Annotated in this window: 24 protein-coding genes; 13 read left to right on the forward strand and 11 right to left on the reverse strand. The window is 37.2% G+C overall.

Going from position 1 to position 22,010, the window contains the following annotated elements; genetic code table 11:
* Positions 1 to 226: 226 nt before the first annotated feature.
* Complete coding sequence (locus MSBRW_RS07125) at positions 227 to 724, forward strand: GNAT family N-acetyltransferase (protein ID WP_011308310.1); 498 nt, start codon at positions 227 to 229, stop codon at positions 722 to 724.
* Between the two features lie 118 nt (positions 725 to 842).
* Here MSBRW_RS07125 and MSBRW_RS07130 read toward each other — a convergent pair whose 3' ends face one another.
* Together MSBRW_RS07130 and MSBRW_RS07135 are read right to left on the reverse strand one after the other, a co-directional pair.
* Positions 843 to 1,334, reverse strand: a complete 492-nt coding sequence (locus tag MSBRW_RS07130; protein ID WP_011308309.1) for a DUF1648 domain-containing protein — start codon at positions 1,332 to 1,334, stop codon at positions 843 to 845.
* 446 nt (positions 1,335 to 1,780) lie between these two features.
* Positions 1,781 to 2,224: an HD domain-containing protein gene (locus MSBRW_RS07135; RefSeq protein WP_011308308.1), complete on the reverse strand. Its 444-nt coding sequence runs from the start codon at positions 2,222 to 2,224 to the stop codon at positions 1,781 to 1,783.
* 395 nt (positions 2,225 to 2,619) lie between these two features.
* On the opposite strand from MSBRW_RS07135, the gene MSBRW_RS07140 reads away from it, so the two are divergent.
* Entirely contained in the window at positions 2,620 to 3,474 is an 855-nt protein-coding gene (locus MSBRW_RS07140) for a hypothetical protein (RefSeq protein WP_011308307.1), read from the forward strand.
* Between the two features lie 579 nt (positions 3,475 to 4,053).
* On the opposite strand, the gene MSBRW_RS07150 is transcribed toward MSBRW_RS07140, so the two are convergent.
* Positions 4,054 to 4,743: a 4Fe-4S binding protein gene (locus MSBRW_RS07150; RefSeq protein ID WP_011308306.1), complete on the reverse strand. Its 690-nt coding sequence runs from the start codon at positions 4,741 to 4,743 to the stop codon at positions 4,054 to 4,056.
* A 299-nt stretch (positions 4,744 to 5,042) separates the two neighbouring features.
* On the opposite strand from MSBRW_RS07150, the gene MSBRW_RS07155 reads away from it, so the two are divergent.
* From MSBRW_RS07155 to MSBRW_RS07170, 4 genes are all read left to right on the forward strand, one after another.
* Positions 5,043 to 6,794, forward strand: coding sequence for a right-handed parallel beta-helix repeat-containing protein (locus tag MSBRW_RS07155; RefSeq protein WP_230669994.1), 1,752 nt, complete (start codon positions 5,043 to 5,045; stop codon positions 6,792 to 6,794).
* A gap of 749 nt (positions 6,795 to 7,543) precedes the next feature.
* A complete protein-coding gene (locus MSBRW_RS24195; RefSeq protein WP_011308304.1) occupies positions 7,544 to 7,876 on the forward strand; it encodes a hypothetical protein in 333 nt (110 codons plus the stop codon).
* Entirely contained in the window at positions 7,863 to 8,057 is a 195-nt protein-coding gene (locus tag MSBRW_RS24200; RefSeq protein ID WP_157209509.1) for a UPF0228 family protein, read from the forward strand. The genes MSBRW_RS24195 and MSBRW_RS24200 overlap by 14 nt, the downstream gene beginning before the upstream one ends.
* Before the next feature lie 182 nt (positions 8,058 to 8,239).
* Positions 8,240 to 9,703, forward strand: coding sequence for a WD40 repeat domain-containing protein (locus tag MSBRW_RS07170; RefSeq protein ID WP_011308302.1), 1,464 nt, complete (start codon positions 8,240 to 8,242; stop codon positions 9,701 to 9,703).
* A 673-nt stretch (positions 9,704 to 10,376) separates the two neighbouring features.
* Here MSBRW_RS07170 and MSBRW_RS07175 read toward each other — a convergent pair.
* On the reverse strand, positions 10,377 to 11,024 hold the full coding sequence (locus MSBRW_RS07175) for a TatD family nuclease-associated radical SAM protein (protein WP_011308301.1): 648 nt from the start codon (positions 11,022 to 11,024) through the stop codon (positions 10,377 to 10,379).
* A 308-nt stretch (positions 11,025 to 11,332) separates the two neighbouring features.
* On the opposite strand from MSBRW_RS07175, the gene rpl7ae reads away from it, so the two are divergent.
* The 7 genes from rpl7ae (at position 11,333) to MSBRW_RS07205 (ending at position 15,134) form a co-directional block, all read left to right on the forward strand.
* Positions 11,333 to 11,695 (forward strand): 50S ribosomal protein L7Ae, encoded by a 363-nt coding sequence (rpl7ae, locus tag MSBRW_RS07180; protein WP_011308300.1) that lies wholly within the window; start codon positions 11,333 to 11,335, stop codon positions 11,693 to 11,695.
* 24 nt (positions 11,696 to 11,719) lie between these two features.
* Complete coding sequence (locus MSBRW_RS07185) at positions 11,720 to 11,941, forward strand: 30S ribosomal protein S28e (RefSeq protein WP_011308299.1); 222 nt, start codon at positions 11,720 to 11,722, stop codon at positions 11,939 to 11,941.
* A 15-nt stretch (positions 11,942 to 11,956) separates the two neighbouring features.
* Positions 11,957 to 12,145 (forward strand): 50S ribosomal protein L24e, encoded by a 189-nt coding sequence (locus MSBRW_RS07190; RefSeq protein WP_011308298.1) that lies wholly within the window; start codon positions 11,957 to 11,959, stop codon positions 12,143 to 12,145.
* A 40-nt stretch (positions 12,146 to 12,185) separates the two neighbouring features.
* Positions 12,186 to 12,635: a nucleoside-diphosphate kinase gene (gene ndk, locus MSBRW_RS07195; RefSeq protein WP_011308297.1), complete on the forward strand. Its 450-nt coding sequence runs from the start codon at positions 12,186 to 12,188 to the stop codon at positions 12,633 to 12,635.
* A gap of 5 nt (positions 12,636 to 12,640) precedes the next feature.
* The gene (locus MSBRW_RS23830) at positions 12,641 to 12,775 is read left to right on the forward strand and encodes a hypothetical protein (RefSeq protein WP_255361873.1); all 135 of its coding nucleotides are present in this window, start codon (positions 12,641 to 12,643) and stop codon (positions 12,773 to 12,775) included.
* Between the two features lie 14 nt (positions 12,776 to 12,789).
* Positions 12,790 to 14,565 (forward strand): translation initiation factor IF-2, encoded by a 1,776-nt coding sequence (gene infB / locus MSBRW_RS07200; protein ID WP_011308296.1) that lies wholly within the window; start codon positions 12,790 to 12,792, stop codon positions 14,563 to 14,565.
* 149 nt (positions 14,566 to 14,714) lie between these two features.
* Positions 14,715 to 15,134, forward strand: coding sequence for a 30S ribosomal protein S6e (locus tag MSBRW_RS07205; protein ID WP_011308295.1), 420 nt, complete (start codon positions 14,715 to 14,717; stop codon positions 15,132 to 15,134).
* Positions 15,135 to 15,625: 491 nt separating this feature from the next.
* Here MSBRW_RS07205 and MSBRW_RS07210 read toward each other — a convergent pair whose 3' ends face one another.
* The 7 genes from MSBRW_RS07210 to MSBRW_RS07240 all read right to left on the reverse strand — a co-directional run bounded on the left by MSBRW_RS07210 (position 15,626) and on the right by MSBRW_RS07240 (position 21,880).
* Entirely contained in the window at positions 15,626 to 16,726 is a 1,101-nt protein-coding gene (locus MSBRW_RS07210; protein ID WP_230669998.1) for an outer membrane lipoprotein-sorting protein, read from the reverse strand.
* A 97-nt stretch (positions 16,727 to 16,823) separates the two neighbouring features.
* Positions 16,824 to 17,864 carry a cytochrome c biogenesis CcdA family protein gene (locus tag MSBRW_RS07215; RefSeq protein ID WP_011308293.1) on the reverse strand — a complete coding sequence of 347 codons (1,041 nt, stop codon included), beginning with the start codon at positions 17,862 to 17,864 and terminating at the stop codon, positions 16,824 to 16,826.
* A gap of 61 nt (positions 17,865 to 17,925) precedes the next feature.
* Entirely contained in the window at positions 17,926 to 18,576 is a 651-nt protein-coding gene (locus MSBRW_RS07220) for a hypothetical protein (protein WP_011308292.1), read from the reverse strand.
* Positions 18,573 to 19,241 carry a LolA family protein gene (locus tag MSBRW_RS07225; RefSeq protein ID WP_011308291.1) on the reverse strand — a complete coding sequence of 223 codons (669 nt, stop codon included), beginning with the start codon at positions 19,239 to 19,241 and terminating at the stop codon, positions 18,573 to 18,575. The genes MSBRW_RS07220 and MSBRW_RS07225 overlap by 4 nt, the downstream gene beginning before the upstream one ends.
* Before the next feature lie 87 nt (positions 19,242 to 19,328).
* Complete coding sequence (locus MSBRW_RS07230) at positions 19,329 to 20,105, reverse strand: hypothetical protein (RefSeq protein WP_011308290.1); 777 nt, start codon at positions 20,103 to 20,105, stop codon at positions 19,329 to 19,331.
* Between the two features lie 550 nt (positions 20,106 to 20,655).
* A complete protein-coding gene (locus MSBRW_RS07235; protein ID WP_230670000.1) occupies positions 20,656 to 21,198 on the reverse strand; it encodes a winged helix-turn-helix transcriptional regulator in 543 nt (180 codons plus the stop codon).
* A 181-nt stretch (positions 21,199 to 21,379) separates the two neighbouring features.
* A complete protein-coding gene (locus MSBRW_RS07240) occupies positions 21,380 to 21,880 on the reverse strand; it encodes a hypothetical protein (protein WP_011308288.1) in 501 nt (166 codons plus the stop codon).
* Positions 21,881 to 22,010 lie beyond the last annotated feature (130 nt).

Genomic DNA, 22,010 nt, shown 5'->3' on the forward strand with positions numbered 1-22,010 from the left:
AGTTTACCTTAATTGGGGAAACTCTAAATGCATACCTATTATCCAAAATAATCACTGTATACCCTTAGTTTTAGTACTGATTTGGAAGGACCCTATTTACTTTGTGAATCTTGATACGAATTTTACAGCATAAAAAGCAAATTTATTAAAGTCTTTCAGACTTTTAATAAGTAATTTTCTTATATCTGTATAAACTGATTATGTATATTTGCCGGATGTTGTCAAAATGAATTTTGAATTGCGAAAGTGGAACAAAACCGATGTTGAAAGCTTTTTCAAGTATTCCCACAATACAAAAATTGCAAAAAACATGAGAGATTCTTTTCCCTCCACTTTAGATGACTGCAGAAAAACTGTAGAAAGCTTTAGCTGTAACGATGAAACACAACAGTGTTGCAGAGCAATTGTTGTGAACGGAGAAACTGCAGGGTGCATTGCATTATTCCTTAAAAGCGATGTTTATTGTAAGAATGCAGAAATTGCATACTGGCTTGGTGAACCTTTTTGGGGCAGGGGAATAATGAGCGAAGCAATAAAACAACTTTGTCGGACAGCTTTTGAACAGTATGATATTGTCCGGATATTTGCAGAGCCTTATGCACAAAATATCGGCTCAAGAAAAGCTCTTGAAAAAGCCGGATTTGTTTTAGAGGGCATAATGAAGAAAGGTGTCTATAAAAATGGTAATTTTTTTGATTATTGTATGTATGCTCTTGTGAAATAACTTGTGAAATAACTTCTGACTTATCACTGGTACCAACATTCTCAAATCCGAATTTTAGAGAAACTTTAATTTCTAATTGATCAACAACTCAAGTGTCCTTCGAAGGAATTGAGTGTGCTCATAATTCACGGTTATGCTTTTTTTCATTTCCTAATCGAATGGTCCGTACGATGAAGAATATTACTGTGCCAAATATGATTATCATAAAAATAGGTAAAAAAATGGTTGATAAAGGCTGTGCAGTTACAGTATGATAATTTAGGTAAAAGAATATAGCTAAGATCTCAACTTTAATGAATATAATTAGATTCTTTGTACTGAGGTACACAGCTTCTTTGTTTTCATCTGTTATTTGAACAGGAACATTCCAAATCTGTGGAAAAAAAGATACTACAGTAATGAAGATATAAAGCAAAATACCTATGGTTGGTAAAATAAAGGTTTGATATTTACTTCCCCAGCTATCGATTTCACCCAGTGCATTATAGTGCATAGGAACTTGTTGAGGAATTTGATCCCACTGAGTGTAAATAAAAACGATCATCCCGACTAAAAATAGAAGTCCTATAGTTTCCAAAGCAAGCTGGAGTTTAGTATACTTCAATTTCATAGTGAGATTCTCCCTAATAAGTAAAACACAAGCTTCTATTGCTTGTATTATCTGTCTTTGGCACATGCTCTACTTTATAGTAAAAGGGGGAAAATTCTTCAATTGTACAAAATATATAGAGGCGGTATATAGCGTTAATGTACTTATAACTTACTTTTGCGAAAAGCTAATAATAGAAGAGGAGATCGTTTTAGATCTCCTATTCAATAGTCCTTTTTTAAGTATTTCCACCGTGGTGTATTTCCACCGTGGTGTATTTTGAAGAAAGATATCAAAGTCAACTGTGAAATTCTAAAAATTACTGAAGAAAATTTCAGCATTTGGGTTTATACTAATGAAATTTGTTATTTTAGAGGATTTCTATAATGCTGAAAACTCAAATATTTCATAAAGAAGCCTGAAAAAAGAGAAAATATACATAACTAAAATAATTTAGCTATGTGTTTTTATATATCTTCGGACTGCCAGAATTTCGATTTTTTGATGTACTTTTCAATCTTTTCAGCGTCCCATACACCTTCCATTCGGGACAAATTAGAAGTGCGGTCAGCAAATTTTAAGACGACTCCGCGTATAGAATGCAAATGAGGGAAATACCATCCTGTATCATCTTCTTTTCTTTCATGTGTGACTTCACGAACGAGATTAGCGACATCTTCGCCAAAAGTAGTAACTAAATTTTTATATGTTGTGTCGGTGTATTCTAACGTGTCGTGAAGTAGAGAAGCCGCCTGAAGTTCAAAGTCCTCGGGGTAAAGTATTTTAATAATTTCATAGACCTGCCAACAATGGGCCATAAAATAATTATTTCCTGCATCATCAAGTTGATCAGCATGTGCTTTTGTGCCAAATTCTATTGCTTGCCTAATTGTCATATTTATGCTGTTCATTCACATCACTTTCGTGATATTAGTTAGTAATTCGCTCATATATATGCCTCCTATTCAATAATCAAATCATCAAAGATCAGGAAATAATCACAGACTCTATATAAGTATGAAAATTGAATAGCTTGAGAGTTTACACAGAAAATTTATAAACTTTTAACAAGATGTTTGTAGGGTTTAAATCTAATTTCCAAAATTGCTCTAATCCAGTAATCACCCCAATTCTGTAATCACCCCAATTCTGTAAAACAGGCTTTAAAAGGCATGATTATGTTAGCTTTGGGAATGTTTAAGATTCTTAAACTTGCTTCTTGGTAAAGCACATAGGAGTAATTTAAACGATAAAAAAGAAGAAATTTCGAATAGAAAGTTTGCTTTTAACAATATTACTTCTATGCATGGTATTTGTGCCGACTGCAAGTGCACAAGATAGTTTAGCAACGAATGTTAAGCCTTCTGAAATAGAGCAAGGTCTAATAGATGCACTAAATTCTAATACAAAAAACCTGGCTGCAGACTATGTGATTGCTAATTATTGTAAAGCAAACAACGACAATATTTCAATACCGGAAGACAATATTTCAATAACGACAGACGATATTTCAACACAGGAAGACAATAATGTTCCAGGCAAAAGTAATTCAAGAACATATCAACTGGAAGATGGATCAAACATAACTTTTACTAATCGGGGTCATTTTTTAATTGAGAATTTGAAAGTTAACAATAATACGGTTCAACCAGTTAATAAAGAAAATGAGATGAACTTACAGTCCGAGAATAATTTACTTTATACTCCTCTTCTAATATCTTCTGTAAGTGAATACAATTCTTTTGGTTGGAAATTGTTTACTATCTACACAAAAGGGTATTTCAGGTATGATAATAAATCTGTACAACCTTATCATGTAGATTCATGGTATGTACATAATATGCCTTTCAATCTCTGGCAGATTTCTAACTGGAAAGAAGGTGAGGACATCATTTCCAATAGTACTGCAGAAGTTTATAGCCAGGGGAACTTCCATTATGGTTTTGGATACAAAGGTAACAGCTTAACCGTTCAGAACTATTACGTTAAGGTTTATTTATCGTGCGATCAAAATGGAAATTACGGAGCTTACTATTCTGTAACTGAACTTATCCCAACACTCAAAATTGGTTCTTTGAATATGAGTTTTGGATCATCAGCCGAATTTCCGAGGATAAAGAATGGCTCTGGAACTCTTACTGTACAGGACAACTTATTATGATGAAAAAATCAAGTTATGAGATATTATTTATCGCTTGCTTTGCCTTTTTCTTTATTTTGAATTATATAAATGTGATTGGTCAACCTGATTTACCACTTCTTATAGCGATAATTATTGGAGCTTTAATAGAATCTATAATTCTATATCTAATTATAATTCTAATTAAATCTAAATTCTAATTATACATATGAGAACCGCAACAGTAGAAAGTTTTAGTAAGTTGTGACAGCAAAAAGTATTAAAATAACTTGAATTTGTCAAAGTATTTGGCTTAACATCTTACAAACAAGAACATAATAATGGCTTTTTTCCAAATAATCTCAAAATGATTGAAAAGGTATTGACCGTAAACTCTGAATCTATTTAAGTAAGTTTGCATTAACTGATTTTCAACATATGTTGGATGTTTTCGGTATCAATTGATTTAAGGTAGCCTACCGGGAGACACATTAAGTTCAGTTTCCGAATTATCTTATCGGTTGCTTTCACTCAAAATCTACCCTTCGCTACCCTCTCGATTAAACGTATCTCTTTAGTCCCAAAATTACTAAAAGTAATGTTGGTAAACCACAAGCAAGTTTACTGTGGACAGACTTTAACACAGAGCCCACAACGCAGACCTCCCAGTACATTAAACATGTACTGTGCGCACTTCTGCCTGTCAATTTTTCCATCCCGAGAGATAGCGCCAGCCGGGCATACTTCAATGCATTTCATGCAGTTGCTGCATTTTTCGTTGATAAACGGTAGTAAGGTACCCTTTTCTTCTTTATCTAGTGGGGCATCGGTCAGTATTGCGGTCATTCTAACTCTGGGGCCGAAGTCATTTGTAATAAGGAGGTGATTCATGCCGAAATTTCCCAGTCCTGCATGGTATGCGGCATATTTGATAGACAGATTTGCTTTAAGTGTCTCGCGGTCAGCATACCAGTATCCAAACTCACTTCCCTCTGTAGGCACAATAGTTGCTTTGTATCCTTCCTTCTCAATAAGTTTTGCAATTTGAAAAGCGACTATTCGAAGGGTTGCAGTTGCTGCCATAAGAGTATTGGTATATTCTGCCCGCCCGGCTGGAAGTGTCTCAAAAGCTCCTCTTGGTATGCCAACTCCCAGAACTATAACTGATTGAACGCCTGCCATCACGTCCTGAGGTTTGTTTCCTGTATATTCCGGGTTTTCAAAGCAAGCTGCATCTGCAATCCCAATAAAATCCGCGTTCATTTTAAAAGCGGTGTCTTCTATCTTTTTTGTAAGAGCAATTTTCCTCATACTTATCTCCTGTTAAAGTTAAATTTCGGTTAAACCAGGTCCTGCTTTGTTTTCTTTTTATGGTTATAACTTTTGAGGTTCAATTTATATCTACTTGTAAGGTTTTTCTATTTACAGGCTCGGGTTTCGTGTAGAAACAAAGAGATATTTAAAAACAAGGAAACAGTTAATATATAAATTATTGATTTCATCTGTATATTAACAAATTATCTTCATTACAAACAATAACTGTCGGCTTAAAGTTATTGTTAAAGTTATTGTATTCTAAGCCGGAGGGGCTATGTAAAGTTTCTGGGGGGTTGGTTCTGAGAATTGTACTTATCGGAGATTGTAGCAGCAGGCGGAGGTTAAATGCCGTGCTGATTGTTATTTTATTTTTACTTTCGGCAGGCGTCGGAAGTGCAGAGGTCATTTATGTAGAGCCTGGAAACTCGATCCAGGCTGCAGTAAATAACTCTACGTCCGGAGATATAGTTATCGTGAAAGCCGGGGAATATCAGGAGAATATTGTTGTCAATGTTTCAGGTATAAATATCAGTTCGGAGTTTGAGAACCCTGAAAATGTGCTTATAAGGACGAGGGATGAAAATTCCAGTGTGTTTCAGATTAAAGCCGATAATGTAACTGTCAGCGGCTTCAATATAACCGGGTCAGGGGAAGTTTCCAACGTCTCTGTCTCCAGCATCTCTAATGTTTCAGGTTTTTCAAACGTTTCCGAAATGGGCAATGATTCCAGTGGCTTCAATAATTCCAGTGATTTTGAGAGTGCCGATCCTGAGCAGGCTTTCAGTTCAGAGCCAGATAAGCCTACATACCAATGGGATGGGTTTGGTTGTCCCTCAGCAGGGATTTGCCTTGAGCAGGTTAACAACTGCACAGTCGAGAATAACATATTTTTCGAAAATAGGTACGGGGTTTATCTGCAGGATTCCAAGAATAGTACAGTCTTGAAGAATACTTTTTTCCGCAACGGCATCTGGCTTGACGAAGGGTGCGGCGAAAACCTGCTAATAAATAATGCTATTGAAGAGAGTAACCTCATTATTGGGGCCCACTGCTGGGATAATATAATGTTCCAGAACAGGGTTTCAAACGGTGAAGGAATAAGTATTGCCTGTTGTGGTGGAAACAATCTTGTCTCAAGAAATGAAATTATAAACTGCAGTAATGGAATTGACATCTATGACGTTCAGGCAAGGACCGTCCTGCGTGACAACCTGATTCTAGGCTGCGAGAAAGGGATTTATCTAACTTTCGTCTTCGATTCCAGAGTTTATAATAACACGATTTCAAACGGAAGCACAGGCATTTTTCTAAGAGAGGACTGCCACGACAATGAGCTGTCTAACAATACAATAACAACGAGTAACGAATCTGGCATTTACCTGCTGGACTACAGTGCAGATAACCGCATTTATAACAATTACTTCAATAATCGCGTAAATGTTAAAGCCGAAAATACTAAAGGAAATATCTGGAATACTACACAGTCGCCAGGGACAAACATCGTAGGAGGACCAAGCATGGGAGGAAATTTCTGGGCGAATCCGGAAGGGACCGGCTTCTCTCAGGTCTCAAATGATTCAAACTCGGATGGGATCTGCGATTTACCATTCCAGATTAATGGAAGCGATTTCGATTATCTTCCACTTGCCAGACCTCCTTTCGTAACCGGTGTGGATCTTGAGGTCACAATCGGAATGCCTGAACCAAATAATACCTCGGACATTTTCATTGAAATTGACAGAGATACCCTTAATTTAGGAACCATGCTCTCCGGGCAGTCAACAGAACAGGTAAGTAAACCACAGGTTTTGACGATAAGGAACACAGGAAAAGGTAATGTCAGGATTTCCGCTGAGGTTAGTGATCCCTCAGATACAGTTTTTTCTGAAGGGATCTATATTTCTTCCCGTTTCTGGCCAGACTTTTCTGAAGTGATTGAAAACAATACAAGTAAAGCTCTGGAAATTGAACTTAAAGTCCCGACAAACTATTCTGGAAATGGCACTAAAAAAGGATCTCTTGTTTTCCTGGCTGAAAAGGTCTGAGAGCTCGGGTTTTTAGCTTCAATTTTCGGTTTTATAGTTTTTGGTTATCCACTGATACAAGATTATAGTCAACCCAGGAAATATATACACATATAAACACGAACAATAAGTGTAAATAATACTTGAAAGTGAAATTAATTGTTAAGCCGCTTATATTTCAAACGAGAAGATAAACAACGGAAAGCACGGAAGATACGGAAGAACCACACCCTTACTACTTATTTCTCCGTGCTTTCCGTGTTTCCGATTTTTTAATTGAGTTTTCTCTACTTTTCTGTGTAAGAGCTCTCAAATAATCAAAGATTAGGAGACAATTACAGAAATTGAATATAAAAAAAGGTATATAGTCGGGTCTTTCTCCCAAAAATTTATATTAAATTGGTAAAAGATAGTTTACAAAGTTTAACTGTGCCTGTGAAGTACATTTGAACTCCATAAGATATCCTTAAGAGACACGATTATGTTAGCTGCGTATATTTACGCTTACTAATCCTGTCTCCTGAGGTCTCTGGGCAGCAATATGGTGAAGCTTGTGGTTCAGAAGTACATCGGGTATATGTGAGGCTAAAAAATCCTTATTTTTAATGTGTGGTGAATATGATTAAAACAAACAAAGAAACTGCTGCTCTTATTGTTTTTCTAATTCTTGTAATATTTTGGGGATTGTTTGCAAAGTCGCCAAATTATACATCGGGGTCAAACTATGAAACAAAGATCAAATTATGAAATAAGGATCAACTTATGAGCAAGTGCCGACCTATGAACAAATACCTGGCTTGATTATTCAATTTAAAGATGGGACTACTGAATTGGAAGTTAGAGCTATTCTTGAAAAATATAACTTGCCAACTTATAATTTAATTTACAATTGGGATAATAGAGGTTACAAACATTACATAAAAGTAAAAAAAGATAAAATGCCGGATGTAGTAGGAGAAGGATTGAATAAAGATGAAAATTGGACTGATCCCTTATTATATTATTTTGCAAAAGACGATTACATTGAGCCTATCCCAAAAGCTACTTTATTCTTGATCATTGGGAATTTTCAGAATTGTTACCATGATCATGATCTTTATTGATTATTCAAAATACAAGGTCCAAAAAGCAAATTTCAAGTTTTGGGATAAACTCATTATATGTCCTGTAGCAGAAAAAGCTATCCATGGTAAAAATTTTCTTGCAATACTAAAGAAAAATCATCTTCAGATTAATAAGTTCGTCTGGTGTATTGTTAGATTTGAAGATAATCCCAAGAACTAGATTTCTGAGGAACATACAGTTGGAATCAAAAGCCAGTTTGATAAAAACGAAAATATTTTCAATGTAGACCTTGAAGGTTCAACTGAATCAGATTTCAATATTAGTAGTCGTTCTTTTTCTCCTTTTCTAACGCAAAACTTTTACAAAAAATTCATGTTGAATAAACTCCTAAAGTATAAACTATGAGACAGTCAGTGGGAATATGGTTATTTATAGCACTGGGTCTGTTCCTCCTTCTATCTACAGATTTGGGAGCTGCAGATCCTGTTATCCCGGACAGTGGGGACGTAAATCTTTCGGAACTCAGAGCTTTTGACCTGTTTTGTAAATGTGAAACAGGATGTATAGTTAATACGGTTTCTCTTTCTTCCAGAGGAAATTATCTTGCAGTTGGGGATTTTAATCATGATGTTTCTCTTTTTAATTCTGAGGGGAAGAAACTCTGGAATTATACTACTGGAGATATTGTCTACACTGTATCAATCTCTCCCGAAGGGACTGGCGTAGTTGCAGGAAGTAACGATAAGAATATATACTTTTTTAACAGGGAAGGAAAATTACTCTGGAGTTACGAAACAGGGGGCAGTGTGAATTGTGTTGTAGTCTCTTCCGATGGTTCATATGTAGCAGCAGGCAGTGATGACGGCAAAATTTATTTTTTTAATAAAGAAGGCAGGTTGTTATGGAATTTTGATTCCGGTGACTCTGTCCGCAGTATAGCCCTCTCCAGAGAAGGCTCTTACGTTACAGCCGGAGGTTCTAATTATTGTATTTACCTCTTTGACAGAGAAGGAAATAAAATCTGGGAACAAAAGACAGGCAGTGTAATCAATTGTGTGTGCATTACTCCACAGGCTCGTTATGTGGCCGCCGGAGGCTCCAATTATAATGTATATTTCCTTAACCATAAAGGGGATTTTTCCTGGATACACAACCCTGCTTACTGGATCAGCAGCGTTTCCCTGACAAACAACGGTTCGTATTTGGCAGCAGGAAGCTTTGACGATAAAATCTACCTGTTTAACAGCACAGGAACAAAACTCTGGGACTACAGGGCAAAAGACGACATCTACTCTGTTACAATTTCGCCGGATTCGTCATTTATTGCAGCCGGAAGCTGGGACGATACGCTTTACGTGCTAGATCTGGATGGGAAAGAGTTATGGAATTACAGTTGCGGAGGAAATATTAATAGTGTGTCCGTTTCTCTCGATAGCTCAACCCTTGCTGCAGCAAGTGATGACGGAGCAGCGTATCTTTTTGAGCGGAACTCCACGGTTTTTGCACAGATATTCAGAGATGCTCGTTTCCTTTCAGGAGAAGGGCTCGGGCTGCCTTTAAAAGAAAGCATGGCAACAACGGGAGGCATTGAAAATGTAGTTGAGATTGCTTCAGCCTCCTCAGGTAAAATGTCGGGTGATATAAAAAGTGAAAACTATCCTGCTGCAGAGAGTTCAACTTCTACAAAAGGTTCATTAAGGCTTTCGGGACTGCTTAATTTCTTTAAATATCCAATATTCCTTTTACTGGCAGTTTTAATAGTAGCGATCTATCTGAAAAATCGAGCCTTTAAAAAACGGACTGGAGAGGAAAACCTGGAGGACTTTGAGAACCTTGATGATGAAAAATACAGGCCTGGAAATTAATACGAAAACGAGGACACCTGAAATATTAGCCCTGGAGGCTTAAACCTCCAGCTTTATTAATTGTAGAGAAGATTACTATATTACTATATATTGAGAAGCTGACATCACAATGTTTTTGCATTGGTAATTCTGAATAAGGAAAATAAATAATTTTTGTTAAAGAATATTCTTTGAAATTGACGGCTTTCATTTCCCACCTGCCACCTGCCGGTTCTCAATGGAAGCTGTTGAGGAAGTGGGACTTCACGCATTAGAGTTAAACCCTTAAATAAAAAAGGAAAATCTTAACTATTACTTTTTCTATTCTTATAATAAGATTGAATAACGAAAAAACATAAAAAACTCAAAAAGAGTTTTTGTGTTAATCTAAAATTTGAAACAGTTATTTTATGAAATTGTCTTTAAAATAAAATCGTTTAAAAATAGACATATTGCTTTTTCTTATGTTGAATCATACAAAAATATAGTTTACTCAGTAATAACTATAGTTTACTCAGTAATAACTATAGTTTACTCAGTAAAATATACAATTTATTTAGTATAGATTGTTTTCGTTTTTATACTCGTATTCGTAGCAGTATGATCTACTTGTTATCTCCTGCTAATTCTAATCATATTAATAGAAATGGTCATATTAGTACTACTTTATCAAATAATTTACCTTTGACAGCTTTCAGATTTCTTTGCTTGCAGCTTCGGATAAAGTCCTTATGTGGAAGCTCGAATCAAGCTCCTCTGCAAGCTTTCTACATTTTTCCAGGTCAATTTCGGGTATATTAACTACTGTAACCCTTGTACTGATTCCTGCCTTCTTTGCTTTCTTAACAAAATCAAGTACTGCAGAATAAGCATTTTTATGAATCGGTCTGCAGAGTTTGTTATACTTTTCTTCGGACTCGGCATTCAAACTTACGGAAACAGAGTCTAACCCTGCGGTTTTCAGTTCTGAGACTACATCTCTTCCCGGATTTATCAGGGCTGCCTGTCCATTAGTATCTAGCCTTACTCGAATATTCCGGCTTTTCAGCCAGCGGGTTACTGCTAGCACCACATCAAGCCTGATGGTTGGCTCTCCAAGGCCTGTGAATACGATTTCTCTGTATTTTGAAAGGTCCAGTCCTTCAAGGGCTCCGATAACTTCCTCTGTTGTCGGTTCTCTTGAAAGCCTCAGGTCATATCCGTAAACCCCGTCTGCAAAATTACGGATGCAAAAGACGCAGTCTGCACTGCAGCGGTTTGTAAGGTTTATATAGAGATTTTTATGAGCTTCATAGTAAATTGCGTCCATGAAATCAAAATTTCTTACATTCCTTATAACCATGACGTATTAGTTCATTTTTATCTCGTAACTGAAAATAGCTTTATATATACGAATTTCTTATTATTTTACTTCTGCTTTTGGTTTATGACTCACGTTTTCAAGCAGAAAGTTTATAGGTGATCATGTACTTCTAAGGTTCGATCTGCAGCATTTAGCTAGCAGTATCTATATTTCAACTCATTTACTCTCCGCATTGAAGTCTATACTATTTCGATTTAATATTTGATTTCAATGTTGACAGATGTGTGTTAAAAAACCAATGATTGATGAAAAATTGCGAGACTCGCAATTTCGAAGGAGAATCTTATATGGCACAATTAGCTAAATTCGACGTTCCAGAAGAACTTACAAACAAAGCACTTGAAGCTCTTGAGCTTGCCAGAGACACTGGAAAGATTAAAAAGGGCACCAATGAAGCCACAAAAGCAATCGAAAGAGGCAATGCGAAGCTCGTCCTTATTGCAGAAGATATCGAGCCTGCCGAAATTATTGCTCACATAGCTCCACTTTCCGAAGAAAAGAAAGCACCTTACATCTTCATCAAAAACCAGAAGGAACTCGGTGCAGCCAGTGGGCTTGGTGTGTCCTGCGCAACTGTCGCAATCGTAGATGCAGGAAAAGCAGGTGAAATGGTCCAGGACATTGCCCAGAAACTTGAAGCCCTTAAATAATCCTGATAACATGAGGTGCTAATTATGGCTGATGAAAACATAACCGGCGGTTTTGCTGCTGAGGTTATTGACGTTATCGGGAATACAGGTATGCATGGTGAAGCCAGTCAGATCCAGTGCAGGGTTCTGGAAGGCAGGGATAAAGGCCGTGTAATTACAAGAAACTGCGTGGGCCCGGTCCGCGTAGGTGACATCCTGATGCTTCTTGAAACCTCAAGAGAAGCAAAGAAACTGACCACCAGATAAGAAAGCGGTGAGATAATGGAACAGAGAAAATGCTATTTCTGCGGAAAGATGCTGGAGCCCGGAACCGGTAAGCTCTACGTCAAGAAAGACGGTTCTACCTACTACATTCACTCTTCCAAGTGTATGAGTAACTTCAACCTGGGTAGGCTTCCAAGGCGTACCGAATGGACTGAAAAAGGCAAAATCCAGTTGAAGAAAGCATAAGAATTGTCAGTTTATTTGTTCGGATTATTAAGGTGTGCACATGGAACAGACATACGTTATGGTAAAGCCTGACGGAGTCCAGCGCGGGCTGGTAGGAGAGATAATCTCCAGAATCGAGAAGCGGGGCCTGAAAATCGTTGCCCTCAGAATGAACGTCATCAGTGAAGCCACTGCAAAAGAGCATTACAGTGAACATGCAGCCAAGCCATTTTTCCCCGGCCTTGTCGGATTCATAACGTCGGGACCTTCAGTTTCAATGGTAGTTGAAGGAAAAGATGCAATTAGAGTTATGAGGGCTATAAACGGGGCTACAAATCCTGTAGATGCAGCTCCCGGAACAGTCCGTGGGGATTTTGCTCTGGATGTAGGCAGAAATGTAGTTCATGCTTCCGATTCCCCAGAAGCTGCTGCAAGGGAAATTGCAATTCACTTTAAGGACTCCGAAATCGGGAACTATTCCAGGATTGACGAGGTCTGTCTGTACGAATAAAGCAGGTGCATCAAAGCCTTTTCGCGTTTCTGAAACTTCAGGACACGATTCAGGGCCTTTGTTTATCCGACCTGCAATTTGGGTCCGTCAGGGTAAACCCGGACCCTTCTGGACCTGCAGCAAATAAGACGCGGGAATGAGAGAGGTTTTGCATATGGCCGACAAGAAAAATTTGAGGACTCCTATAGTCTGCGTGATGGGGCACGTCGACCACGGGAAAACGACTCTACTGGACAAGATCAGGGGTACTGCAATTGTCAGTGGAGAAGCCGGCGCTATCACCCAGCATATCGGGGCAACTGAAGTTCCAATAGATGTAATTATCAACAAGCTTGGAGACCCAAGGCTTCGGGATAGGTTCATAGTGCCAGGACTGCTCTTTATTGATACACCTGGACATCATGCCTTTACAACACTAAGAAGCAGGGGAGGCGCTCTTGCCGATCTTGCAATCGTTGTAGTGGATATAAACGAAGGTTTCAAACCTCAGACCTACGAAAGCCTGCAGATCTTAAAGCGGTTCAAAACTCCTTTTGTTGTTGTTGCGAATAAGATTGACAGGATTGGCGGCTGGGTTTCACAAAAAGACCTGCCTTTTGCGGTCACTTTCAAAAAACAGTCTGAAGACGTCCAGGCCCGGCTTGAGACAAAGCTCTACGAGGTAATCGGAGAGTTATACAACCAGGGCTTTGCAGCAGAACGGTATGATAGGGTCACAAACTTCCAGAAAACCCTGGGTGTAGTGCCTGTAAGTGCCATGACAGGCGAAGGAATTCCTGATGTCCTGATGGTACTTCTAGGTCTGGCTCAGAAATTCCTTGAAGCAAACCTGCATTACAGTGCCAAAGGTCCCGGAGTCGGCACTGTGCTTGAGGTCAAGGAAGAAAAAGGGCTTGGTGCGACCCTGGATGTTATCCTTTATGACGGTACTCTGAAAAAGGGCGATACTGTTGTTATTGGAAGTCTGGGAAAACCAATCCAGACAAAGGTTCGTGCTCTCTTAAAGCCAAGGGAACTTTCTGAGATGCGTTATGAGAGCAAGTTCAAGCAGGTAAACAAGGTTACTGCTGCAGTTGGAGTAAAGATTTCAGCTCCAGGGCTCGAAGGTGCACTTGCAGGTTCTCCAATAAGGGTTGCTAACGAAGATACTCTTGACGAGATTGTAGACCAGATAAAATCCGAGATCGATGAAGTCAGGATTGATACTGGTGCGGTCGGAATTATGATCAAAGCGGATACGCTCGGCTCCCTTGAAGCTCTTGTCCATGAGTTCCAGAAAGATGAGGTCTCCATCAGGAAAGCCGAAGTAGGAGATATCTCACACCGGGACGCAATTGAGGCTTCGACAGTTGAAGACCCACTTTATTCGGTGATTATAGGTTTCAATGTCAAAGTTCACCCTGACGCCAGAGATTTCCTGCAGGAAAGCACTGTGAAGGTATTCACAAGTGACGTGATTTACCGCCTGGTTGAAGATTACCAGAAATATGTAAAAGAGCAGCAGGAGCAGGCTGAAAAGAGGATTTTCGAAACAATAATCCGTCCGGGAAAATTCAAAATCCTTCCTGGCTGCATATTCCGCCAGAGTAAACCCGCAGTTGTCGGCATAAGAGTGCTTGGCGGAGTCGTGCGGACAAATGCCGATGTGATGCTTGAGAACGGAAACGTTGTAGGTAAGATCAAAGGCCTGCAGATCGAAGGAGAGAATATCCCGTCTGCAGGAGTAGGCAAAGAGGTTGCAATGGCAATTGAAGGTGCAACCGTAGGCAGGCAGATCAAAGAGGAGGACGTGCTCTACGTCAACGTGCCTGAGAGGCATGCCAAAGTTCTTGAGCACGAGATATACGATTCCCTTTCAACCGATGAAAAGGAAACTCTTGATATTTTTCTTTCCCTGAAAAGAAAAGATAATCCTTTCTGGGCAAAATAATGCTTATAAGTGTATAATTATATTCAGAAATTATGTTCAGAATGCACGGAAGGTTCAGGTAAAGATTCAGGAAAATCCGAGTAAAGTTTCGGATGAAGAGGCAAGGTAAAGGAATTATTAAAAGTAAATTTGATATTGGAGAATTTCACATGGCTAATTTCAAAGTTGTAGTTTCTGACCCAAAGGAAGGGCGTGCTTACCAGATTGATGTAAAAGACGCTGAAGCAAACGCATTAATCGGAAAGTCAATAGGCGACGTTGTTGATGGTGCTGTTTTCGGCCTGTCCGGTTACAAAGTAAAGATAACTGGCGGTTGTGATGGCAGCGGTTTTGTTATGAAACCTGACCTTCTAGGTCCCAGAAGACAGAGAATCCTGATGGCAGTCGGTGTTGGCTATACCCCTAAACATCCAGGGCAGCGCAGGAGAAAGATGGTCCGCGGCAAGGAAGTTGCTCCTGACATTGTCCAGATAAATGCAAAAGTCGTTGAGTATGGGAGCAAATCCATAAAAGCTCTTCTCGGTCTCGAAGCCCCAGCAGAAGCTCCAGCGGAAGCTCCGGCAGAGTAAATCTCAATAACTCAAGTTTCCCGCCTGCGGGCGGGCTTAAACAATTTTCGTATTATTTCTCTTTTTTATTTCGCTGCGTTTCTTTTGTTATTGCTTGATAGTGTTTCATTGTCATTATTTCACTAGAGATATCTCTATCCTTAGTTTTCCTACTTTGCCTTTATATACTCTACTTCCTTGTAGAAGAATTATTGATACTGTGATTTTACAGAATCTTCAGCATACTATTCCACTATTCCACATCAAAAAATTCAGTTTTCATAAAACTGAATTCAAAAAAGATTAAGTGTTAAGCTCAAGTGAACAGAAAAAGAAAGAAAATTGTTATCACTTTTTATCCGTGTAACAATTCAAATCACAGTTTCTATTGTTATCTATTTCTACTTTTTGTATTCTGTTTCTACTTTTTGTATTCCATTTCTACTTTTTGTATTCTGTTTCTAATTCTTGTTCCCCGTTTCTAATTCTGGTTCTCCTGAGTATCACGAATTTTATGCTTTTTCTGAAATTGATTCTGCGATTTTCATCATTTCGTCTTTTTCCAGGGAAGCACAAAGACTTAGATTAACCTTTCCTAACTTCCACATCAAAAGTTTCGTTTTCCCCATCGAAAGATATTTTCCTTCTATCCCGTTAATCTGAATATCCTCACCTCTATCCATAATTGTAGAATCGGATGACTGGTTCATAGAGACGGTTTCTGCAAGACTTATAAAGGCTTCGTCTTTTGTGTACGTAATTTCAACGGTTTCAAAACTCTGGTTTTCAGGAGAAAATTGGCTGTTGTTGTAGACCATTGAATTATTGAATTCATAGCCTTCAGGCAGATACTCCGGAGTAAGGATCTTAAAACTGACTTCATTTCTGGCTTCTTCAAGGCTCAATTTTTCAGGAGGCTTAATTTCTCCTAAGTCTACTATTTTTGCGCCTTCTGGGACCTCAAATTTAAATTCCGAATCTGGAAGCCCTGTGTTAACTTTAAGGTCTTGAATTTCCAATTTCATGGTTCGATTTCCATCGCCGTTATATGTCTCATACCTGAGAGGCATCCATGTTTCCTGATCTACCCAAATTTTTGTTTTGTATATAAGCATGTACTCTCCATCGTTTTCTTTCGGAGTTGTTTCCAGCAGATAAGTTTTTCTTCCATCTACATTCTCAACTCTAAGTACTGTTACATTAGTATCGTTCAGGAAATCATCTATAATATTGGTATAATCATTTTTCGTAAGTTCAGAAGCTTTGGAAATTTTCATTTTTGTAACCGTATTTGTATCTGGGATGTAACTCCACACAGTTTTCCCATCTGAAACGATTATAGTTTGATTTTCTTTACCAGGTTCTGTTACAATACTTTTAATCAGATTAGGCTTTTTGAACATAGTTTTGGATTCTGATTCTTTGGTTTCTCCTCCAAAGTAAGAGGTCACGTGCATTGTATATGAATAATCTCGAGTATTGTTCTCTTTATCCATCATCTGGGCTGCAATTTGTTCTGCACTCATGTTTTTTTCCGTGCAGCCTGAAGCAAAGAGGGCTACAACTATGAAAGTCAGAACAAATATTGAGCTAAATTTTTTCATTGTTGTCATATTACTCATCTTTCAACAGTTCATTCTTTTTTAAATATTGTAAAACTAATAATCTTGAAGACATTTGTAATTATTTATGAATTTTTCAAAATTAAGCTTAAAACATTATCCATAAACCAAGTAATATAAGCACAAATCCACTGATTTTTTTCAAGTATATTTTATATGAACGAATTTGTTTAGATAGAGTATAACCTCCTATCAAGCCAATTCCGATAAAAGGTGTCAATACTCCAGCGCTAAAAGCAAGTAACAGGATCAGATTATTTGCTGTTCCACTAGTGATGGTTTTATTGAGCAGAACAAGGAGCATTGGAGCAGTGCAAGGAACTTTTACAAAAGAAAATAATATCCCAAGGAAAAAAATTCCACCCAGAGTACCCGTATATCTCCGAGCAGAGTTCTGAAAATAGTTATCCAGAGCAACAGGTGATTTTAAAATTCCCATGAGGTTTAACCCAATAAGAATTATAATTATGCCTGTAATATAGGAAAAACTTTCCAAACTGGGAATTGATTTCTTAAAAGAGAGCAAACACAGACCTAAAACTATGTAGGAACTCACCAGTCCCAATCCAAATATTACTGCACGTACCATACCGTTTTTTGTGCTACTGCATGTTCCTGCAGTAAAACTTAAAAGAAACCCTAGTATAGCCATTAAACAAGGTGAAAAACCTGCAAAAAGGCCGAGTGAATAGGCAAATGGCAAATTCAGATTTGTATTAATATATCCATTATCCTGTTCTTTTTCCGGCATCTTTTCTGTGGAATTTTCAGTATTCTTTCCCTCTTCCAAAAAGTATTTGTTGATTGATGTGTTTAGCTTCTCTTCAGTAATTTCTTCTTTAGGAATTTTTGTTTCATTGTTTATCACAATAGCCGGAACTTCAAGAAAACCATATTTGTTCCATTGATTGAAGCCATCAGCAGTGCTGGTATCAATTCGTGTTATCATGATGCTATTGTTATATTGAACTTCTATTCGATCGACAATAGGATCGGCTATTTCACAATCATGACAACCTTTTTGATGAAAATACTGAATTGTGATTGGATTTGCATACGCCGTCGGTATAAAAATAAGAGATAAATAAATTATAGTCAGGAGAGCTATTATATGAGAAATATTTTTCATGAGAATCCCTATAAGTACATCTTTTATTTTCACGAATCTGTGTATGTCGATAATAGGAAACTCAATTATCTGAATTCTGTTTGCGCTGCAACCATTTTATTCCTAGAACCAAAAATATCAGTAATATTCCAAGAATTATACTTCCTTTCAAAATAGGAAGAATAGGATAATCAAGAACAAGGTAACGTACAAAAATGAAGGTACATGCGATTACGTAGAAAACCAGCAATCTTATAGGATCTTTTTGATTTGCTTTCCTTTCACCATATATGATCTTTGAGAGTGAGACTCCGATAAATAATAAAAGCAAAATCCAGTATATCTGATCCATATTATAAACTAAAGAAGCATAAAGATAGGCGACATACAAAAGTATTGTAACGAGTAGAAGACCCATATGTTCTCGAATTGATGACGAAATTTTAGTTTCTTCATCTTTATAGACCTCTGTGATTTTTTCGTCATGAGACTTTGAACTCAAAATATGGTTAATTATAACGAAAAAATTATTGTTATCAATTTGTTCCTTTTTTCTATACCAGACCATAAAAGAGAAATGGATAGCTGTAATAAAGAGGGAAAGAATAAATACCCCTGACATCCCTAGCGGAATATATCCTTCCCTATTTAGTAGCCCAATTATTAAAAAACTAACAACTAATACTGGGAATGAACGTAATAATTCTTCTTTTACAATATAATCTATATTCATATATTGACCACCTCAGTACCTTCTAGAGGTTTAAATTTAAATTCAGTATCTTTTATGCCTGAATTTATAGAATAATTCTCATATTCTAGTGTCATCAGAAGTTTGTCACCGTTATAACTTTGGATCTTTAGCGGCATCCAGATTTTGGGATCAATCCATAAAAAACGATGCCAGCCTTTGGATTCGCTTAGTTTACTTGAAATTACTTCGAGTTTATAAGTTTTGACTTTTCCTAAATATTCACTACCTTTGTAATTGATAGTACAATTATCTGATATAGGGTCAATAAATTCACTATAGGTTGGAATGAACTGTAAAGGATTCTGTGAGGTGTTATTCATTAACCATGTTTTGTTTTTAATTGGATCATATTCCCATGTCAGTGTTCCATCTGAACCAATTGTTAAACATGTAGAAGAATTTACCCGATCGACTCTTTTATACATATTGGGCTTTTTGATTAAAAAACTAGATTCAGTGGTTATAGATTCATTTCCTATAAACATAGTTAATTTTTCATCATAAGATATATCAGATATCTCTTGTTGTTTATTGATCAAGTTTTTAGAGACCGATTCTGAGTTCACTCTTTCTTCAAAACCATAATAAAAAATTGCAAAAACAATTATTGCAAAAACAAGGAATAAACTCTTTTTTGGTACCATTTTCTCTCCTCATAAAAAATAAGAGGTGAAAACCTCTAATAAACATTAAGTATTTTTCAGTTCAGACTGAACTTTGTATATGCCACATCAATAACACTTTGCCAGTACAACTGCTATTTCAAGACCCATGCAAAGTGCAGCTGGTGAACAAGTTGGAATCGAAGGCATATAGTAACAAGGCGCAAGCACTGTTAAACAAACGTCACATATTGAGGGCGTTCCAGGAGGGCAAACAATACCTAAAACTGAGCAAAGACAGTCATCGATAATCGCCTGCGCAACACAGCTCCAGTAACCATCTTTTGTACTAGTGGTGAAGAAGTCTGCATTGACATCTCCAATTATAGCCCCTTTGCTCACAATTTGTGTATTGAGAATTTCCCCATCGTCACCTACTCTACTTAAAGTTAATTCGTTCAATGTTTTATCTTCAAAAATTTGTGTAGCACTCATTACTTGTGCAGGTTTTTCATCACTCCATATTACAAAAACATTGGATATTTGAACAGAGACATTATCCTTAGCAATAACTTCCACTGGCAATATAACTCCTGTCACATTATCTACAGACCCATCTTCCAGTGTTTTTTCTAGGGAATAAACTTTAGCACCATCTTCAATTTGTTTCAAGTCTGTGGCAGAAGGACTTCCTGAAAGTTTTTGAACATCTTTAAGATTTAGAGCAAAAGCAATTTTTTCGTACTTTTCCATTCCTGTTATTTCTTTCTTTTCAATTCCACTTGCAGTAAAATTGCAAGATGTCCCCGCAGGACACGCCATTGCAGGCGTAACCAGCATCATACTTACAACGAGCATCATCATGAAAAGCCCGCTGATTCGTCTAATTTTGCTGTTTAATTTCAATCTATTCCACCTCTTCACTTTTATTCAAGAGGCACGAAGCAAACTTTAAAATAGTTAAAAAGTAATATACTCCATGCCTTCGGGTATGCAGGGTTCAGGATCGTTCTCAAACTTCACTGAACTCTGCAAACATTCCCACTTATTCAGTTTTAGAGAATCCTTTATAAGTTTTCCGGCCAATTTCTCTAACTATCAGAGATCAGGGAATCTTTACAGATCTAAAATGAGCTACAAAAAACAGTTAGAGAAATTGGTCGAAAGTTATATATAGAATAGTTCAACGTCAATTATTCAAAGTATACAGCTAGTGATCAGGCTTTTTGCTAAAAAATGGCTGGTATGTTTTTGAGATATTGAATTTTTCTACGGCAAAATCGGACTTTAAGAGTTCATCTAGTTTTAAAACTTTGTCATCGATGTCTTTTTACCACAATAAGTAGACTGGAAAAACAATATCTGATTAATTAAAAAAGGATGTCGAGAGATTGAAGCAGACTTTTTCAGAAACTTTTTGATAGTCGGTATTTTTAAAACTGGATTCAAGGTTATTTTATCCATATTTTTCAATCAAATTTTCATAAGAAGGGTTTATTCTATAAATGATGTTTTTTCCTTTTCTTTCTTCATTTATGAGTTCTACTTCTTTAAGAGTTCTCATATACCAGCTAATTGTAGCTCTGGAAACTCCGATTTCATGTGCAAGAGCTGAGTTTGTATTACATTTTCCATTTTGTATTTCTGAAACTATTCTTTGATTTGTTATGTTTTGAAGAGCAGAAATAATTTTTATTTCTTCTTCATCATAAGTGGAATTATTTTCGAAATACCTAATCTTTCCGCCATCTTTATGGACTTCAATTTTGTTCTGAACTGCCAGAATAGTTATATGATGCCTTACTTTTCCTCTGCCTAAGCCTGTTTTTTCTACAATTTCACTAATGCATGCTCCCGGTTTAGTCTTGATATACGTATAAATACTGGACCGATTAAGATTATCTAGTACATTTTCTGTATCTACAATTTTGAATCCTAGTACCACGAAAATGAGTTTTGTAAAGTACAGCAATACGTCTATTATTGATAAGATTTGCATCGCAGCCAGCCAGAGCAAGAACTGCCAGTAGACTGTAAAGTCCTTAAGTTGTACTACCTCTTCTCCGTCAATCGAAACTCCGACCTGGTCACCTGGAGCTGGGCTTACTATATATTCCGTAGCTCCAGCTGTTGCTGTTAACAGAAAAAATAATAAGAAAATGGTAAGCTTTTTTTGAAGCTTAACGCTGGTAGATATTAAGCGTGTAACTTTGGCTTCCACTAACCGATTCTCCATATACTTTAAATTGCCAAGTTCCCTGTTCTACATATCCCTGAGAAGGATATATATCGAGGCATATCCTGCCATTTACGCTTCCATCATAATTATCACGGTAAGTTCCTACTTTGCTTCCTGATGGGGTGTAAACGCTGAGAGTCAGAGAATCACTTGTGTCTCCCCAATTCAGATCTACCTCAAGATAATTTACTCCTGAGCCTACGCCCACATAGTGTGTTATAGTCTGCCCCTGGCTTATATATTGAGTTGACCGTAAAGAAGAGATACAATTCTCTGTATCAGAAGAATTTTCCACCCAGGGACTAACAATGTAATCTTGTCCAGTAGAATCTAAAATAACTTTTGTGTTAGCATTTTCGGAGTCTTGTTTTTCAGCGGAAACCGCAGGAATAGTCATCAATCCTATAATAACGCATAAAATCAACACATTACAGGTTTTCATAGTAACACCAAAAAAAAGATTATAAACACAGATATATATAGTTTCTGTTAATATTATAAAACGACCAGTGTTTTATTATATAATAATTTACTACTAAATTTAAAAAAGGCAGTGTCTCGAATTTGCTGTA

This window comes from Methanosarcina barkeri str. Wiesmoor (assembly GCF_000969985.1).
Lineage (GTDB): Archaea > Halobacteriota > Methanosarcinia > Methanosarcinales > Methanosarcinaceae > Methanosarcina > Methanosarcina barkeri_B.

Bases quoted from the DNA above. Each gene is read 5' to 3' on its own strand.
- MSBRW_RS07215 (WP_011308293.1), bottom strand. From the start codon at position 17,864: ATGAAAAATATTTCTCATATAATAGCTCTCCTGACTATAATTTATTTA.
- MSBRW_RS07235 (WP_230670000.1), bottom strand. From the start codon at position 21,198: ATGCAAATCTTATCAATAATAGACGTATTGCTGTACTTTACAAAACTC.
- MSBRW_RS24200 (WP_157209509.1), top strand. From the start codon at position 7,863: ATGATCTTTATTGATTATTCAAAATACAAGGTCCAAAAAGCAAATTTC.
- MSBRW_RS07225 (WP_011308291.1), bottom strand. From the start codon at position 19,241: ATGGTACCAAAAAAGAGTTTATTCCTTGTTTTTGCAATAATTGTTTTT.
- infB (WP_011308296.1), top strand. From the start codon at position 12,790: ATGGCCGACAAGAAAAATTTGAGGACTCCTATAGTCTGCGTGATGGGG.
- MSBRW_RS07190 (WP_011308298.1), top strand. From the start codon at position 11,957: ATGGAACAGAGAAAATGCTATTTCTGCGGAAAGATGCTGGAGCCCGGA.
- MSBRW_RS07210 (WP_230669998.1), bottom strand. From the start codon at position 16,726: ATGACAACAATGAAAAAATTTAGCTCAATATTTGTTCTGACTTTCATA.
- MSBRW_RS07185 (WP_011308299.1), top strand. From the start codon at position 11,720: ATGGCTGATGAAAACATAACCGGCGGTTTTGCTGCTGAGGTTATTGAC.
- MSBRW_RS07220 (WP_011308292.1), bottom strand. From the start codon at position 18,576: ATGAATATAGATTATATTGTAAAAGAAGAATTATTACGTTCATTCCCA.
- MSBRW_RS07205 (WP_011308295.1), top strand. From the start codon at position 14,715: ATGGCTAATTTCAAAGTTGTAGTTTCTGACCCAAAGGAAGGGCGTGCT.
- ndk (WP_011308297.1), top strand. From the start codon at position 12,186: ATGGAACAGACATACGTTATGGTAAAGCCTGACGGAGTCCAGCGCGGG.
- MSBRW_RS07240 (WP_011308288.1), bottom strand. From the start codon at position 21,880: ATGAAAACCTGTAATGTGTTGATTTTATGCGTTATTATAGGATTGATG.
- MSBRW_RS07170 (WP_011308302.1), top strand. From the start codon at position 8,240: ATGAGACAGTCAGTGGGAATATGGTTATTTATAGCACTGGGTCTGTTC.
- MSBRW_RS07130 (WP_011308309.1), bottom strand. From the start codon at position 1,334: ATGAAATTGAAGTATACTAAACTCCAGCTTGCTTTGGAAACTATAGGA.
- MSBRW_RS07150 (WP_011308306.1), bottom strand. From the start codon at position 4,743: ATGAGGAAAATTGCTCTTACAAAAAAGATAGAAGACACCGCTTTTAAA.
- MSBRW_RS07135 (WP_011308308.1), bottom strand. From the start codon at position 2,224: ATGAACAGCATAAATATGACAATTAGGCAAGCAATAGAATTTGGCACA.
- MSBRW_RS07140 (WP_011308307.1), top strand. From the start codon at position 2,620: ATGGTATTTGTGCCGACTGCAAGTGCACAAGATAGTTTAGCAACGAAT.
- MSBRW_RS07125 (WP_011308310.1), top strand. From the start codon at position 227: ATGAATTTTGAATTGCGAAAGTGGAACAAAACCGATGTTGAAAGCTTT.
- rpl7ae (WP_011308300.1), top strand. From the start codon at position 11,333: ATGGCACAATTAGCTAAATTCGACGTTCCAGAAGAACTTACAAACAAA.
- MSBRW_RS07175 (WP_011308301.1), bottom strand. From the start codon at position 11,024: ATGGTTATAAGGAATGTAAGAAATTTTGATTTCATGGACGCAATTTAC.